A 14,911-nucleotide genomic window follows, 5' to 3' on the forward strand; every position below is an offset into this window, starting at 1 on the left:
ATCCATGAGCGCAACAGTTGGTGGTACGACCGCCCTTGGCGACAACGCCGCAAGACAGCTAGCCAATGCCACCAAGACAGTCCCCCAGCTCGAGACCATCAGCCCCCGCTGGCTGACGCACCTGCTGCAATGGGTGCCGGTGGAGGCGGGCATCTACCGCGTCAACAAGGTCAAGAACCCCGAGTCGATCAAGGTCACCTGCACCTCGCGCGAAGAAGAAAACCAGCTGCCGCGCACCTTCGTGGACTACGAAGAGAACCCGCGCGAGCACTACCTCAATGCCGTGAGCACCGTGCTCGACGTGCACACCCGCATCTCCGACCTCTACAGCAGCCCGCACGACCAGATCAAGGAGCAGCTGCGCCTGACGATCGAGACGATCAAGGAGAACCAGGAGAGCGAGCTCATCAACAACCCTGACTACGGCCTGCTGGCCCAGGTGACGGAAGAGCAGCGCATCTTTCCGCTGACCGGCGCACCCACGCCCGACGACCTGGACGAGTTGCTGACCAAGGTGTGGAAGGAGCCCGCGTTCTTCCTCACGCACCCGCTGGCCATTGCCGCCTTCGGCCGCGAAGCCACGCGCCGTGGCACGCCGCCGCCGACGGTGAGCCTGTTCGGCTCGCAGTTCATCACCTGGCGCGGCATTCCGCTGATTCCGTCGAACAAGGTGCCGGTGGCTGACGGCAAGAGCAAGATCCTGCTGCTGCGCGTGGGCGACAAGCGCCAGGGCGTGGTGGGGCTGTTCCAGCCAGGTCTGTCGGGTGAGCAGGGTCCGGGGCTGTCGGTGCGCTTCATGGGCATCAACAACCATGCGATCGCGTCGTACCTGATCTCGCTGTACTGCTCGCTCGCGGTGTTGACCACCGATGCGCTGGCGGTGCTCGACGACGTCGAGATCGGCAAGTACCACGACTACACCGACACCTACAAGTAAGCCGCGGTGAGCAGCACTCCATCGATTCCGGGCGAGGCGCCGTTCGATCCGGCCATCCTCGCGCGCATGGCGAGCGCCATGTTCGCCGCACTGCCGGGCACGCCGCCAAGTTCGCTGCCCGGTGTGGCGAGCGGGCTGGTGCCGGGCGCGCAGTTTCCCGCCAACATTGCGCCGCCGGGTTCGCCACTGGCGAGCCCTGCCGGCTTCGGGCCGAGCGTGCCGGGCACGCCGATTCCGCAAGGGCAGATTCCCGGCGCCAACGTGCTGCCGGCATCGCCCACGCAACTGCCTTCGCTCGCGAACCGCGCGCCGGCCTTGCTGCCGCACGCGGTGGCGGGCAATGGCGTGCCGGACACGGTGCTGTCTGTGGCGCCGGCTTTCGAGCCGCGCTCGGGTGGCACGGTGCAAGGCGTGCCACAGGTGAATGCGCCCGCGACGCCGCAGGCCGCGGCCTCGCCGTTCTACTTCGTGGGCAACAGCTACGGCCATCCGTCGGCGGGTGCGACCGATGGCATTGCGATCCACGATCCGTTCGCGGGTCTTGCGTTGCCGCCAACGGCCGCGCCCGTCTCGCCACCGAGCCCGCCATCGGCGCCGGCCGGCCGCGATGCGCAGTTCTACTTCGTCGATGCGGTGCGCCTGCCCAACGGCTTCGTCACGCCGGCCAAGCCCGATCCGCGCGGCCCCGATGCCGTGCCGCTGGCCGGCAGCGGCCAGCACCCGCCGTTCGACGTCAACGCCGTGCGGCGCGACTTCCCGATCCTGCAGGAGCGGGTGAACGGCAGGCAGCTGGTGTGGTTCGACAACGCGGCCACCACGCACAAGCCGCAGTCGGTCATCGACCGCATTGCGTACTTCTACGAGCACGAGAACTCGAACATCCACCGTGCGGCGCACGAGCTGGCCGCGCGCGCGACCGACGCCTATGAAGGCGCGCGCGAACGCGTTCGCAAGTTCATCAACGCGCCGGAAGTCGAAGAGGTGATCTTCGTGCGCGGCACCACCGAGGCCATCAACCTCGTGGCCAAGAGCTGGGGCGGACAGCACGTGGGCGAGGGCGACGAGATCATCGTGTCGAACCTCGAGCACCACGCCAACATCGTGCCGTGGCAGCAGCTCGCCGCCGCCAAGGGCGCGAAGCTGCGCGTGATTCCGGTGGACGATTCGGGCCAGGTGCTGCTGGACGACTACCGCAAGCTGCTCAATGACCGCACGAAGATCGTCGCAGTCACGCAGGTCTCGAACGCGCTGGGCACCGTGGTGCCGGTGAAGGAGATCGTCGAGCTGGCGCACCGTGCGGGCGCGAAGGCGCTGGTCGACGGCGCGCAGTCGGTCTCGCACATGCGGGTGGACGTGCAGGACATCGGCGCCGATTTCTTCGTGTTCTCCGGCCATAAGGTGTTCGGCCCCACCGGCATCGGCGTGGTGTGGGGCAAGCGCGAAGTGCTCGAAGACATGCCCCCCTGGCAGGGCGGCGGCAACATGATTGCCGACGTGACCTTCGAGAAGACCGTGTTCCAGCCGATCCCGAACAAGTTCGAGGCCGGCACCGGCAACATCGCCGACGCCGTGGGGCTGGGCGCCGCCATCGACTACGTCAACAAGATCGGCATCGAGAACATCGCGCGCTACGAGCATGACTTGCTGGTGTACGGCATGCGGCAGCTCGGCGCGATTCCGGGTGTGCGGCTGATCGGCACGGCGGCCGATAAGGCCAGCGTGATGTCCTTCGTGCTCGACGGCTACACCACCGAGGAGGTGGGGCATGCGCTGAACGACGAGGGCATTGCGGTGCGCACAGGGCACCATTGTGCGCAGCCGATCCTGCGGCGCTTCGGTGTCGAGACGACGGTGCGGCCCTCGCTGGCGTTCTACAACACCTTCGACGAGGTTGATCGGCTGGTGGCTGTGGTGCGGCGGCTGTCGTCGCAGCGGCGCGCGGGCTAGGGCTTTGACGCCAGGTGCTGCCTGAAGAAGGCAAGCACCTCGGCGTTGAGCCCGGCATGGAACGCCACGCGGTCGAAGCCCGGCCCGTCGCGGCAGATCTCGGGCAGTGCGCTGGCCATGGCAGGTGAGCACGGCGCGAGGAAAGCGAAGTGCGCGGCGCCGGTTGCCACATGCCATTCGGGCGGCGCAGGCAGGTTGCGGCGAACCGCGGCCACGTTCTCGGGCGTGACGCCATCGCCGCCGTACTCGGAAGCCCAGAGCTGGATCGGTATCGTCACATTCTTCAGGCTGTCGGCATCGAAGACCATGCTGAGCGGGTCGGCGATCACGGCGGCCTTGATGCGGGTGTCACGAGTCAGCGGCGAGGCGAGCAGTTCCTGGAATCTCTGCCGCATCAGCGCGCACGCCGGGCCTTCCGGCGTCAATGCGCAGGGGGACGACGGCAACGGCGGGAGCCGCTCGAAGTTCGGACGTGCACCGCTGAGCACAAGGCCCGTATAGCCGCCCCTTGAAAACCCATAGAAGCCGATCTGCCCGGCGGCAAGCCTGTCATGCGCGGGCCACTGCTGGAGCATGTGGTCGATCAGTCGTGCGATGTCGGTCGTGCGCGTTGCGAGTGCCGAAATCTTGTCGCCCGGGCCGCCCCGGATCTGGGAGTTGTCGTCCGAATGGCTGATGGCGGCGACCACGAAGCCCGCGTCGGCCAGCGCCTGTGCCGTGTCGTAGTGGCCGAGGAACGAGCCTCCATATCCATGCGACAGCACGATCAACGGCAGCCGGCTGCCGTCGATCGGGCAATCGCGTACGCCAGAGATGGTGGAGCGGCCGAGCCTGATTTCGCCAGCTGGCGCGGCGCAGGGCGTCCACACGGCGCCGTGCAGCGCCGGGCCTTTCTGGTCGGCAGGTATGTCGATGGTGCTGAAGCCTGCGGCCTGGGCAAGCGTTGCCGAAAGGCAGAAGACGGCGAGGAAGAGGAAGCGAAGAATGGGCATGGCGAGTCGGTCCTGCATGAGGATGGGAGTCGGTCTGCAGTGTGCTGCTGCCCGGCGGACGCCGCTTAGCCGACTTTGCTATCTTTCTTCGAGCGGCTGGCGCGCTATGCTTGACCTTTGTTAACAATGTCGCTTGTCCACGCATGTCCTTGCCCCAAGCTTCTTCCTCCGCCCCCCAGATGGCCGATGAATCCTGCGACGTGATGGTTGTGGGCGGTGGCCCCGCCGGCTCGACCATCGCCGCGCTGCTGGCCCAGCAGGGCCGCAAGGTGGTGCTGCTCGAAAAAGCACATCACCCGCGCTTTCACATCGGCGAATCACTGTTGCCCGGGAACGTCGAATTGTTCGAGAAGCTTGGCGTGCGCGACCAGGTCGACAAGATCGGCATGCCGAAGTTCGGCATCGAGTTCGTCTCGCCCGAACACGAGCACCGCAGCTATGTGGAATTTGCCGAGGGCATGGACAAGTCGCTCGACTCCGCCTGGCAGGTGCGCCGCTCCGAACTTGACGAGCTGCTGTTCCGCAACGCGGCCACGCGCGGCGCGCAGACCATCGAAGGCTGCAAGGTGCGCGACGTGGCCTTCGATGCCGACGGCGCCACGGTGCAGGCCGAAATGGACGACGGCGCGCGTCGCAGCTGGCGCGCCCGCTTCGTGGTCGACGCCACCGGCCGCGACACGCTGCTGGCCAACAAATTCCGTTGCAAGGAAAAGAACCCCGACCACAACAGCACCGCGCTGTTCGGCCACTTCACGAATGCCGAACGGCTCGAAGGCAAGAAGGAAGGAAACATCAGCATCTGCTGGTTTCCGCACGGCTGGTTCTGGTTCATTCCACTGGCCGACGGCACCACCAGCGTGGGCGCGGTCTGCTGGCCGTACTACCTGAAGACGCGCGACAAGCCGCTGAAGGAGTTCTTCTACGACACCATCGCCACCTGCCCGGTGCTGGTGGAACGCCTGAAGAACGCCACGCTGGTCGACGACGCGGTGCACGCCACCGGCAACTTCTCGTACTCCAGCACGCACGCCACGGGCGACCGCTACCTGTTGCTGGGCGACGCCTTCACCTTCATCGACCCGATGTTCTCGTCGGGCGTGTACCTCGCGATGCACAGCGCCTTCGACGGCGCCGAACTGGTGGCAAAGGCGCTCGACCGGCCCACCGAGCTGGCGGCCGCGCGCAAGGACTTCGAGGCCATGATGCGCAAGGGCCCGCGCGAGTACTCGTGGTTCATCTACCGCGTGACCAACCCGACCATCCGCGACATGTTCATGCACCCGGGCAATCCGTTCCGCGTGAAGGAGGGGCTGATGTCGCTGCTGGCCGGCGACATCTACCGCGGCACGCCGACGCGCGGGCCACTCGGCATGTTCAAGTTTCTGTACTACTTCATCTCGGTCACGCACATGCGGCGTACCTGGGAGGGGTGGAAGCGGCACCGCTTCAACATCCGGGACATGGGGATGCTGAAGGGGGAGACGATCCTCAAGTCAGACTAGCGCCAGCGCCACGGCGTGTCGGGCACCCAGCGCGGGGCTGCTGAGCACGTCGATGCCGAGGTCCGCGAGCAGGGCGGCCGCGGGGGCCATCGAGGCCTGGGCCAGCACGATGACGTCGGCTTCGCCTGCCGCAGCGCGGATCGAGCGGGCCAGGGTTTCGATGTAGTGAGCGTTGTCGCCTGCTTCGAAATGGGGCCACGCTTCTTCGACCAGCAACGTGCTCGGCTGCACCGCGATGCCTGCGTTTGCCGCGGCGGAACGCACCAGTTCCATCGTCGGAGCGAGCGTGCTTTCGACCGCTGCCACAACCAGCACGCGCGGCCCGGTGCGTACCGCGCGGTCTGCCATGGCGCGATCGATGCGCAGGGCCTTGAAGGTATCGCCTGTGGGCATTTGTTCGGCGATGGCACCGATGGTCGAGCAGGTGCACGCCACGACTTTCGCGCCGCTGGAGGCGGCTTCGTGCATGGCGCGGTGAACGCGGGCGATCAGGCCTGTGTCGTCGGTGCCCACGACACGCGCGTCGGCCAGCAGGTCTGCTTGCACGAGATGTCGCACACGCAGGCCAGGCGCCATCTCGGCCACCAGCTGCTCGAAGGTCGGCACATGCACCTGTGCCGTGTGCAGGAACGCCAGCGCGTCGCGCATGACGCTCAGGCTGCCGTACGGGCGCGTTGTGCCTCGTAGGCCTTGAGATGGACGTACGCTGTGCGCAGCACCGACGGCACTGGCAGGTTGCTCGGCGCCGCGCGGCCCAGCAGATCGCCGACGATGTGGTCGGCCTCGACCGCCGCGCCGCGCACCATGTCCTTGTACATCGATGCGGTCATTGGCGAGCCGGCAGTCGTCATGATGGCGCGACCGCGCTGCACGGCTGCGGCCCGCGGCGCGAAGCCGTTGTGCGTGGCGATGGCGCAGCATTCGTCGAAGATCGACAGCGCCACGTCCTGTCCGCCAGCGGCCACGATGTCGCCGATGGACGCGCGCATCAGGCTCGTTAGGCCCGCCGCCGAGGCGATGAAGACCCACTTTTCCCACATGTCCTGCATGATGTTTTCGCTGGCCGTGGCGTCGAACTTCGCGCCCGCGAACTGGGCTGCGATTGCATCGACGCGCGCCGAGCGGCCGCCGGCGCGTTCGCCATAGCTCAGGCCGTGCATGTCGTTCAGATGCAGCACGCGGCCGTCGTCGTCGAGCGTGGCGGAGATCATGCAAAGGCCGCCCAGCACGCGCTCGCTGCCGAAGCGTTCAGCCAGCCGGTCGATGTGCTTCATGCCGTTGAGCAGCGGGAGGATCACGGTGTCGGGGCCGACTGCCGGCGCGAACGAGTCCATCGTCGAATCGAGGTCGTAGGCCTTGCTGCCGACCACGACCACGTCATACGGGCCGTCGATGCCGTCGGCCAGCACGTGCTTCGGGGCAGGCAGCTGCAGGTTGCCGAAGGGGCTCTGCACCACCAGCCCGGTCTTCGCGAGTTGCGCCGCGCGGCGCGGGCGCAGCAGGAAGGTGACGTCGCGCCCCGCCTCCAGCAGACGGCCGCCAAAGTAACCACCGAGTGCGCCGGCACCCACCACCAGAAATCTCATCGCGCTTCGCTCCTGAGTCAGACAGACAGACAAAAAAGATCGAAGGCATGATGCCCGGGATCGCCCGGGCCTGCTTCAGGCTGGCGCTTTCTCCAGCAGGCGTTGGCGGGCAAAGGGCCGCAGGTCGAGCTCGCTCGGGCGGTCCAGCACGTGGTCGGCGATGGCTTCGCCAAGCCCGGCCGAGTGCTTGAAGCCGTGGCCCGAGCAGGCCGAGGCGATGAGCACGCGGGGCAGGCCGTCGAGCGCGTCGATCACGAAGCGGCGATCGGGCGTCACGGTGTACATGCAGGCGCGCGCCTTGAGGGCACGGCCGCCGATCTGCGGAAAGCGGCCGGCCACGCGGTCGCGATACATGGCGGCGGTTTCTTCCGCGCTCACGGTGCGGTCGACGGTATCCGGCGTGGTGGCGGCCACGTACTGCTCGGTCGCCACCTTGAGCGCGGGCTGCGACGGGTCGGAAGACGGAAAGCCGTACATGTAGTCTTCCGGCCCGTCGCCGAACATCCAGATGAAGATGGGGAAGCGGCCGGGTGCGAAGTCGGCTGTGGCGCTGCCGGTGTCGAACCAGTGCATCACCTGCCGGTGCACGGAGAAGTCGGCTTGCCAGTCGGCTCGCGCCTGCGCGCCAAGGAAGGCGGGGAGCCACGCGCCGGCCGCGACGACCACGCGGTCGGCCGTGAAGCTTGCGGAGCCTGTGCGCACGCGCACCGTGTCGCCGTTGCCGATGGGCTCGACGGCTTGCACGCGCTCGCCGGTGAGTGTTTGAGCGCCCGAGGCGCGGGCCACGGCCAGCTGGGCGCCGATGGCGTCTTCGGGGCGGACGAAGCCGGCGTCGTGCTCGTAATAGCCGATTTCGTCGCCCTGCAGGTGGAACTGCGGAAAGCGAGCGCGGATGCCGGCTGCGTCGAGCACTTCGTGCGCGATGCCGAAGCGCTCGGCGCAGGCGATGGTGCGGCGCACGAAATCGGATTTGCCGTGGTGCTCCGCCGCGCGATCGCGCGGCGCGAGGATCAGGCCGCCTGTGGTGGTCATCAGCGGCTTGCCGGTGCGGGCCTCGAGTTCGCGCCAGATGGCATGCGAGCGCTGCACGAAGGGCACGTACTCGTCGCCTTCGCCGACGGCCAGCCGCGTGATGCGCGAATCGCCGTGCGAGGAGCCCTGGTCGTGCGGCGGCGCGAACTGGTCGATGCCCAGCACGCGTGCGCCGCGCTGCGAGAGTTGGTAGAGCGTCGCGGCGCCGAGGGCGCCAAGGCCGACGACGATGACGTCGTAATGGGAAGAAGGGGATGAAGAGGAAGACTGAGACTGGGTCACGGGAGCGTCCTGCGCTTCGATGGGGTTGGGGGATGCGGTTTATCTTGCCGCCGTTCGTCCGGCTCTGCATGAACTTTTCCCGAAAAGGTCTTGGGCGCTTCGCATAATCGCGTTCGTCATTCCGACCCCTCTCACTCAAGGAGTTTCACCCATGGCCCAGACCCGGATCGCTGTCATTGTCGGCAGCCTGCGCAAGGATTCGTTCAACCACAAGCTGGCTCTCGCGCTGGCGCACCTCGCGCCCTCGGACTTCACCTTCGAAACCCTGCGCATCGACGATCTGCCGCTGTACAACCAGGACGACGACGGCAACCAGTCCGCGCCGGTGAAGCGCCTGAAGACCGAGATCGCGGCGGCCGACGGCCTGCTGTTCGTTACGCCCGAATACAACCGCTCGATTCCCGGCGTGCTGAAGAACGCCATCGACCAGGCCTCGCGCCCCTATGGCCAGAGCGCCTGGGCGGGCAAGCCGGCCGGCGTGGTCGGCATCTCGGTGGGGGCCATCGGCACCGCGCTGGCGCAGCAGCACCTGCGCAACATCCTGGCCTACCTTGACGTGCCCACGATGGGCGCGCCCGAAGTGTTCCTGCAGGCCAAGGACGACCTGTTCGACGACAAGGGCCACGTCGGCAACGAAGGCTCGAAGAAGTTTCTGCAGGGCTGGATGGACAAGTACGTGGCCTGGGTGAAGAGCCACTCGGCCTGATCGATCCGCTGCGTCCGCGGACGAAAAAAAGCCGCCCGATGGGCGGCTTTTTTGCTGGTGCCGGAGCAGAACTCAGGCTGCGATAGCAGCGTCGCGCTGGTTCGCGGCTTCCGCCGTCGCTACCAGGATGTCGGCGCGGGCCGTTGCCAGGGCATTGTTCCGGGCTTCGTCGCCCATCGCCACACCTTCGGCGCGCACGACGCGCACGTCGGTGATGCCGAAGAAGCCGAAGACTGCCTTGAGGTAGCTTTCCTGGTGCTCCATGGCCTGGCCACCTTCGCTGGTCGAATAGATGCCGCCGCGGGACAAGGCCACGATGATGGTCTTGCCGCCGGCCAGGCCCACGGGGCCCTTCTCGGTGTACTTGAAGGTGCGGCCGACTTGTCCCAGGCGGTCGATCCAGGCCTTGAGTTGCGTCGGGATCGAGAAGTTGTAGAAAGGCGTGCCGATGACGACCACGTCCGAGGCCAGGAACTGGCTCACGAGCTTTTCGGACACGGCGTTTTCACGCTGCTGGGCTTCGGTCGGCTGTTCTTGCAAGCCGGTCTTGATGCCCAGCGCGTCGGCGCTGAAGTGCGAGGGGGTGTCGACGGCCAGATCGAGGTATTCGACGGTGGTGTCGGGGTGGGCGGCGCGCCATGCGGTCACGACTTCGGCCGAGAGCAGGCGCGAGGTCGAGTGGGCGCCGAGGATGCTGGAGTCAATGTGGAGCAGCTTCATTTCAATCAATCACTTTCTGTGTTGGCTGTCGGCGCTCAAAGTGGCCGGCGGATGGAAGAATTCTATTTTTGGATCTAGTGATCGATAAGTACCCAAAAATTGCCTAGATCGTTCTACCTGCAGGACAATCACCACCATGCAAGACCTCAACGACATGGTTTTCTTCGCCGAAGTGGCCGAACGCGGCGGCTTCGCAGCCGCCAGCCGGGCGCTCGGCATCCCCAAGTCGCGCCTCTCGCGCCGCGTCGCCGACCTGGAAGAACGGCTCGGCGTGCAGCTGATGCAGCGCAGCACCCGGCGCCTGTCGCTCACGCCGGCGGGCGAGATCTACCTGCGGCATTCGTCCGCCATGCGCGACGCGGCGCAGGCGGCAGCCGAGGCGGTGGCGCAGGTGCAGAACGAGCCCAGCGGGCTGGTGCGGCTGAGCTGCCCCGTCACCATCGCGCACAGCGGCCTGGCGCAGCTGATGCCGGTGTTCATGGCGCGCTACCCGGCGGTGCGCATCGACATGCGGGTGATCAACCGGCCGGTCGACCTGATCGAGGAGGGCATCGACATCGCGCTGCGTGTGCGGCTCGTCATCGAGGACAGCACTGTGCTGGTAGCCAAGACCTTCGGCCACAGCCGCGGCGTGCTGGTGGCGAGCCCGGCGCTGCTGGCGCGCTACGGGCCGGTGGAAACGCTGGCCGACCTCGGCAAGCTGCCGACGGCGGCCATGTCGGTCAACGGGGAAGGGCGCAGCGACTGGCGGCTGGAGGGCCCCAAGGGAGAGAGCTACGTGCACTCCCACACCCCGCATTACGTGGCGGACGACCTCGCGACGCTGCAGTTCGGCACGCTGGGCGGCATAGGCGCGACCATGCTGCCTGACTACATGTGCCGCGCCGACATCGATGCCGGCCGATTGGTGCGGTTGCTACCCGGTTGGGGGCCGCCACCGGTGATTGCGCACATGGTGTTTCCGGCACGGCGGGCGTTGGTGCCGGCTGTGCGGAAGCTCATCGACTTCCTGATGGAGCATCTCCAGAGCGAAGATATGCGGATGTTCTAGGCTCGTTATGCGAAAAACGTCATATCCAAACAAGCAGATATTCGTTTGGCATTGAAGCAAGGGTTCGCACAATCCGAGGCTCCCATCCATCCAGGAGCGTCCATGGCTACTCTGCGACTCGGCGACACAGCCCCCAATTTCACCCAGGATTCCAGCGAAGGCACCATCGACTTCCATCAGTGGGCCGGCGATTCGTGGGTCGTGTTCTTCTCGCATCCCGCCGATTTCACGCCCGTGTGCACCACCGAACTGGGCAAGACCGCGGCGCTGTCGGGCGAATTCGCCAAGCGCGGCGTGAAGCCCATCGCGTTGAGCGTCGATCCGGCCACCAAGCACAAGGAATGGATCAGCGACATCAACGACACGCAGAACACCACGGTCAACTTCCCCATCATTGCGGATGCCGACCGCAAGGTGGCCGACCTGTACGACCTGATCCACCCGAACGCCTCGGCCACGGCCACCGTTCGCAGCGTGTTCATCATCGACCCGAAGAAGGTCATCCGCACCACCATCACCTACCCGGCGTCCACCGGCCGCAACTTCGACGAGATCCTGCGCGTGATCGACTCGCTGCAGCTCACCGACAGCCACAAGGTGGCCACGCCCGTGAACTGGAAGGACGGCGACGACGTGGTCATCATCCCGGCCATCCAGGATCCGGCCGAACTGGCGGAGCGTTTCCCCAAGGGCTTCAAGGCCGTGCGCCCCTACCTGCGCATCACGCCGCAGCCCAACAAGTAAGCGGGCAGGGCAAGCGTCGTCATGCAGACCCGAGTGATCATCGTGCCGGGGTGGCGCGACTCCGGGCCCGGCCACTGGCAGAGCCTGTGGGAAGAGCGCATTCCGGGTGCGGCGCGGGTGGTGCAGGACGACTGGGCCTCGCCCAAGCGCGAGGCGTGGGTGTCTACGCTGGCGAAGCTGGTGCTGGAGAGCGACGGGCCGGTGGTGATCGCCGCGCACAGCCTGGGCTGCATCGCCACGGCGCACCTGCCGCCCGATGCCGCGGCCCGCATCCAGGGCGCGCTGCTGGTGGCGCCTGCCGACCCTGAGCGCCGCGCCGTGCTGTCCGATTTCGCGCCTGTGCCCTACGCTGCGCTGCCGTACCGCAGCATCGTGGTGGCCAGCAGCAACGACCCCTTTTGCCCGATCCGTCTGGCTGGTGCATATTCGCGCGCCTGGGGCAGCGAGTTCGTGCGCATGCAGAATGCGGGCCACATCAACGTCGACTCGGGGCATGGGGATTGGCCGCTGGGCCTTGCCCTGCTCCAGTCCTTGACCGACGAGCCCGCCGCCTGGCCGGCGGGCCGTGAATTTTCAGAAACCTTGGCAACCACATGACTTCCAGAATAAAGACCTTCGTCGCCGTGCTCGCGCTGGCGTCCTCCGCACTCGCCGGCAGCAGCGCCTTTGCCCAAGGCACTGGGCTGCTGAACGCCTCGTACGACGTGGCCCGCGAGTTCTACAAGGACTACAACGCGGCCTTCGTGGCGCACTACAAGAAGGCCACAGGCAAGGACGTCAAGATCGACCAGTCGCACGGCGGCTCCAGCGCGCAGGCCCGCGCGGTGGCCGACGGCCTCGATGCCGACGTGGTGACCATGAACACCTCCACCGACATCGACTTCCTCGCCAATGCCGGCGTGGTCGCGAAGGACTGGAACAAGAAATTCCCCGAGAACGCATCGCCGACCACGTCGACCATGCTATTTCTCGTGCGCAACGGCAACCCCAAGGGCATCAAGGACTGGGACGACCTGGTCAAGCCGGGCGTGCAGGTCGTGATCGTCAACCCCAAGACCGGCGGCAACGGGCGCTATGCGTACCTGGCCGCATGGGGCTACATCAAGAAGAAGGGCGGCACCGACGCCCAGGCTGCCGAGTTCGTCGGCAAGCTGTTCAAGAACGTGCCTGTTCTGGCGCGCGGCGGTCGCGACGCGACCACCGCCTTCCTGCAACGCAACATCGGCGATGCGCTGATCACCTTCGAATCGGAAGTGGTGTCGATCGACCGCGAATTCGGCACCGGCAAGGTCGACTCGGTGTACCCCTCGATCAGCATCGTGGCCGAGAACCCGGTGGCCGTGGTCGAGCGCACCGTCGCCAAGAAGGGCACGGGCGAGCTCGCCAAGGCGTATCTCGACTGGCTGTACTCCGAAGAAGCGCAGGAAATCGCGGCCAAGCACGCGCTGCGTCCGCGTTCGCCGGCCGTGCTCAAGAAGTACGCCTCGACCTTCAAGCCGCTGCAGCTCTTCACGGTGCAAGAACTGTTCGGCAGCCTGGGTGAAGCGCAGAAGGTGCACTTCAACGACGGCGGCCAGTTCGACAAGCTCTACACGCCCGGCGGCAAGTAAATGAGCGGCGCTGTTTCTTCGGCGCTCCCGTCCGCGGGAGCGCCTTTTTCGCGTGCCAACCGGGCAGGGGGCGCCAAGCGCGTGCTGCCGGGTTTCCACATCACGCTCGGCTTCTCGATTCTTTACCTCAGCCTGATCGTGCTGATCCCGCTGTCGGCGCTGGTCTTCAGGACCTTCACGCTGACTTGGGACCAGTTCTGGGTGGCCGTGACTGCGCCGCGCGTGATGGCTTCGTACCGGCTGACCTTCGGCGCCTCGCTGATCGCGGCCGTGGTGAACGCGGTGTTCGGCCTGCTGGTGGCCTGGGTGCTGGTGCGCTACAAGTTTCCGGGCAAGCGCATCGTCGATGCGCTGGTCGACCTGCCGTTTGCGCTGCCGACGGCGGTGGCGGGCATTTCGCTGACCGCGCTGCTCGCGGGCAACGGCTGGGTCGGGCAACTGCTCGAACCGCACGGCATCAAGCTGGCCTTTACGCCAGCGGGCATCGTGATCGCGCTGATATTCATCGGGCTGCCCTTCGTGGTGCGCACGGTGCAGCCGGTGCTCGAAGACGCCGAGAAAGAGCTGGAAGAAGCAGCCACCTCGCTCGGCGCGACGCGGCTTCAGACCTTCACCAAGGTGATCTTTCCGTCGATTGCGCCTGCGCTGCTCACCGGCTTTGCCATGGCCTTCGCACGCGCCATCGGCGAGTACGGCTCGGTGATCTTCATCGCTGGCAACATGCCGATGATCTCGGAGATCACGCCGCTCATCATCATCGGCAAGCTGGAGCAGTACGACTATGCGGGCGCCACGGCGGTCGCACTGGTGATGCTGGTCATTTCGTTCCTGCTGCTGCTGGTCATCAATGGCCTGCAAGCCTGGCAGCGTCGCCGCGCAGGAGCCTGACATGAGCGCACCTTCCAAAGTCATCCGCCGCGCGCAAGCCGGCACTACTGAATCCGCCTGGGTGCGCTGGACGCTGATCGGCATTGCGCTCGCGTTCATGTTCCTGTTCCTCGTATTGCCGCTGGCCGCTGTTGCGACGGAGGCGCTGCGCAAGGGCGTGGGCGCGTATCTCGACGCGCTGAAGGAGCCCGACGCCTGGAGCGCGATTCGCCTCACGCTGATCACGGCCGCCATCGCGGTGCCGATGAACCTCGTGTTCGGCGTGGCGGCGGCCTGGGCCATTGCCAAGTTCGAGTTCCGCGGCAAGGCATTTCTCACCACGCTGGTCGATCTGCCGTTCGCGGTGTCGCCGGTGGTGGCGGGCCTGATCTACGTGCTGGTGTTCGGCGCGCAGGGCTGGCTCGGTCCGTGGCTGGCTGAGCACGACATCAAGATCATCTTCGCCGTACCCGGCATCGTGCTGGCGACCGTGTTCGTGACCTTCCCGTTCATCGCGCGCGAACTCGTGCCGCTGATGCAGGCGCAGGGCACCGACGAGGAGCAGGCCGCCATCGTGCTCGGCGCGACCGGCTGGCAGACCTTCTGGCGCGTGACACTGCCCAACATCAAGTGGGGCCTGCTGTACGGCGTGATCCTGTGCAACGCGCGCGCCATGGGCGAATTCGGCGCGGTGTCGGTGGTGTCAGGCCATATCCGCGGCCAGACCAACACCATGCCGCTGCACGTGGAAGTGCTCTACAACGAATACCAGTCGGTTGCCGCGTTCGCCGTGGCTTCGCTGCTGGCCATCCTGGCGCTGGTCACGCTGGTGATCAAGTCGGTGATCGAATGGCGCCACGAGCGCGAGATGAAGGCCATTGCCGAACTGCCCCCCGAGCGTCCCCCGGAAGCCGCGGCGGCCTGAGAGAGAAAGA

At 66.5% G+C, this 14,911-nt stretch carries 15 protein-coding genes; 10 read left to right on the forward strand and 5 right to left on the reverse strand.

Features of this window, described 5'->3' with window-relative positions:
• Window positions 1–4 precede the first annotated feature (4 nt).
• Entirely contained in the window at window positions 5–937 is a 933-nt protein-coding gene (locus AC07O3_RS02875) for a family 2A encapsulin nanocompartment shell protein (RefSeq protein WP_093054609.1), read from the forward strand.
• Window positions 938–1,003: 66 nt separating this feature from the next.
• On the forward strand, window positions 1,004–2,884 hold the full coding sequence (locus AC07O3_RS02880) for a family 2A encapsulin nanocompartment cargo protein cysteine desulfurase (protein WP_257015084.1): 1,881 nt from the start codon (window positions 1,004–1,006) through the stop codon (window positions 2,882–2,884).
• Here the strand turns inward: AC07O3_RS02880 and AC07O3_RS02885 are convergent.
• A complete protein-coding gene (locus AC07O3_RS02885) occupies window positions 2,881–3,876 on the reverse strand; it encodes an alpha/beta hydrolase family protein (protein ID WP_495338532.1) in 996 nt (331 codons plus the stop codon). The two genes, AC07O3_RS02880 and AC07O3_RS02885, sit on opposite strands and share 4 nt — an antisense overlap.
• Before the next feature lie 143 nt (window positions 3,877–4,019).
• Between AC07O3_RS02885 and AC07O3_RS02890 the strand changes: the two genes are divergently transcribed.
• Complete coding sequence (locus tag AC07O3_RS02890; RefSeq protein ID WP_093054611.1) at window positions 4,020–5,378, forward strand: NAD(P)/FAD-dependent oxidoreductase; 1,359 nt, start codon at window positions 4,020–4,022, stop codon at window positions 5,376–5,378.
• On the opposite strand, the gene AC07O3_RS02895 is transcribed toward AC07O3_RS02890, so the two are convergent.
• The 3 genes from AC07O3_RS02895 to solA all read right to left on the reverse strand — a co-directional run bounded on the left by AC07O3_RS02895 (window position 5,370) and on the right by solA (window position 8,278).
• Window positions 5,370–6,026 carry an Asp/Glu/hydantoin racemase gene (locus tag AC07O3_RS02895; RefSeq protein ID WP_495338533.1) on the reverse strand — a complete coding sequence of 219 codons (657 nt, stop codon included), beginning with the start codon at window positions 6,024–6,026 and terminating at the stop codon, window positions 5,370–5,372. The genes AC07O3_RS02890 and AC07O3_RS02895 overlap by 9 nt on opposite strands.
• Window positions 6,027–6,031: 5 nt before the next feature.
• On the reverse strand, window positions 6,032–6,964 hold the full coding sequence (panE, locus tag AC07O3_RS02900; RefSeq protein WP_495338534.1) for a 2-dehydropantoate 2-reductase: 933 nt from the start codon (window positions 6,962–6,964) through the stop codon (window positions 6,032–6,034).
• A 75-nt stretch (window positions 6,965–7,039) separates the two neighbouring features.
• Window positions 7,040–8,278: an N-methyl-L-tryptophan oxidase gene (gene solA / locus AC07O3_RS02905; RefSeq protein ID WP_495338535.1), complete on the reverse strand. Its 1,239-nt coding sequence runs from the start codon at window positions 8,276–8,278 to the stop codon at window positions 7,040–7,042.
• Between the two features lie 151 nt (window positions 8,279–8,429).
• Between solA and AC07O3_RS02910 the strand changes: the two genes are divergently transcribed.
• Window positions 8,430–8,984, forward strand: coding sequence for an NADPH-dependent FMN reductase (locus tag AC07O3_RS02910; RefSeq protein WP_093054619.1), 555 nt, complete (start codon window positions 8,430–8,432; stop codon window positions 8,982–8,984).
• Window positions 8,985–9,056: 72 nt separating this feature from the next.
• Here AC07O3_RS02910 and AC07O3_RS02915 read toward each other — a convergent pair whose 3' ends face one another.
• Entirely contained in the window at window positions 9,057–9,704 is a 648-nt protein-coding gene (locus AC07O3_RS02915; protein WP_093173938.1) for an FMN-dependent NADH-azoreductase, read from the reverse strand.
• 136 nt (window positions 9,705–9,840) lie between these two features.
• Between AC07O3_RS02915 and AC07O3_RS02920 the strand changes: the two genes are divergently transcribed.
• The 6 genes from AC07O3_RS02920 (at window position 9,841) to cysW (ending at window position 14,901) form a co-directional block, all read left to right on the forward strand.
• Complete coding sequence (locus AC07O3_RS02920) at window positions 9,841–10,755, forward strand: LysR family transcriptional regulator (protein ID WP_093074682.1); 915 nt, start codon at window positions 9,841–9,843, stop codon at window positions 10,753–10,755.
• Between the two features lie 102 nt (window positions 10,756–10,857).
• Complete coding sequence (locus tag AC07O3_RS02925) at window positions 10,858–11,499, forward strand: peroxiredoxin (protein ID WP_093054625.1); 642 nt, start codon at window positions 10,858–10,860, stop codon at window positions 11,497–11,499.
• A 21-nt stretch (window positions 11,500–11,520) separates the two neighbouring features.
• The gene (locus AC07O3_RS02930; protein WP_093074679.1) at window positions 11,521–12,096 is read left to right on the forward strand and encodes an RBBP9/YdeN family alpha/beta hydrolase; all 576 of its coding nucleotides are present in this window, start codon (window positions 11,521–11,523) and stop codon (window positions 12,094–12,096) included.
• Entirely contained in the window at window positions 12,093–13,109 is a 1,017-nt protein-coding gene (locus tag AC07O3_RS02935; RefSeq protein ID WP_093054629.1) for a sulfate ABC transporter substrate-binding protein, read from the forward strand. Before AC07O3_RS02930 ends, AC07O3_RS02935 begins: the two co-directional genes overlap by 4 nt.
• Window positions 13,110–13,997, forward strand: coding sequence for a sulfate ABC transporter permease subunit CysT (cysT, locus tag AC07O3_RS02940; RefSeq protein WP_258355121.1), 888 nt, complete (start codon window positions 13,110–13,112; stop codon window positions 13,995–13,997). It begins immediately after the preceding gene.
• A 1-nt stretch (window position 13,998) separates the two neighbouring features.
• The gene (gene cysW, locus AC07O3_RS02945) at window positions 13,999–14,901 is read left to right on the forward strand and encodes a sulfate ABC transporter permease subunit CysW (RefSeq protein ID WP_093054633.1); all 903 of its coding nucleotides are present in this window, start codon (window positions 13,999–14,001) and stop codon (window positions 14,899–14,901) included.
• Window positions 14,902–14,911: the final 10 nt, after the last annotated feature.

It is taken from the genome of Variovorax sp. GW821-FHT09D05, from assembly GCF_059416325.1.

Bases quoted from the DNA above. Each gene is read 5' to 3' on its own strand.
- AC07O3_RS02885 (WP_495338532.1), bottom strand. From the start codon at position 3,876: ATGCCCATTCTTCGCTTCCTCTTCCTCGCCGTCTTCTGCCTTTCGGCA.
- AC07O3_RS02925 (WP_093054625.1), top strand. From the start codon at position 10,858: ATGGCTACTCTGCGACTCGGCGACACAGCCCCCAATTTCACCCAGGAT.
- AC07O3_RS02930 (WP_093074679.1), top strand. From the start codon at position 11,521: ATGCAGACCCGAGTGATCATCGTGCCGGGGTGGCGCGACTCCGGGCCC.
- AC07O3_RS02920 (WP_093074682.1), top strand. From the start codon at position 9,841: ATGCAAGACCTCAACGACATGGTTTTCTTCGCCGAAGTGGCCGAACGC.
- AC07O3_RS02895 (WP_495338533.1), bottom strand. From the start codon at position 6,026: ATGCGCGACGCGCTGGCGTTCCTGCACACGGCACAGGTGCATGTGCCG.
- cysW (WP_093054633.1), top strand. From the start codon at position 13,999: ATGAGCGCACCTTCCAAAGTCATCCGCCGCGCGCAAGCCGGCACTACT.
- AC07O3_RS02880 (WP_257015084.1), top strand. From the start codon at position 1,004: ATGGCGAGCGCCATGTTCGCCGCACTGCCGGGCACGCCGCCAAGTTCG.
- cysT (WP_258355121.1), top strand. From the start codon at position 13,110: ATGAGCGGCGCTGTTTCTTCGGCGCTCCCGTCCGCGGGAGCGCCTTTT.
- AC07O3_RS02875 (WP_093054609.1), top strand. From the start codon at position 5: ATGAGCGCAACAGTTGGTGGTACGACCGCCCTTGGCGACAACGCCGCA.
- AC07O3_RS02935 (WP_093054629.1), top strand. From the start codon at position 12,093: ATGACTTCCAGAATAAAGACCTTCGTCGCCGTGCTCGCGCTGGCGTCC.
- AC07O3_RS02910 (WP_093054619.1), top strand. From the start codon at position 8,430: ATGGCCCAGACCCGGATCGCTGTCATTGTCGGCAGCCTGCGCAAGGAT.
- panE (WP_495338534.1), bottom strand. From the start codon at position 6,964: ATGAGATTTCTGGTGGTGGGTGCCGGCGCACTCGGTGGTTACTTTGGC.
- AC07O3_RS02915 (WP_093173938.1), bottom strand. From the start codon at position 9,704: ATGAAGCTGCTCCACATTGACTCCAGCATCCTCGGCGCCCACTCGACC.
- AC07O3_RS02890 (WP_093054611.1), top strand. From the start codon at position 4,020: ATGTCCTTGCCCCAAGCTTCTTCCTCCGCCCCCCAGATGGCCGATGAA.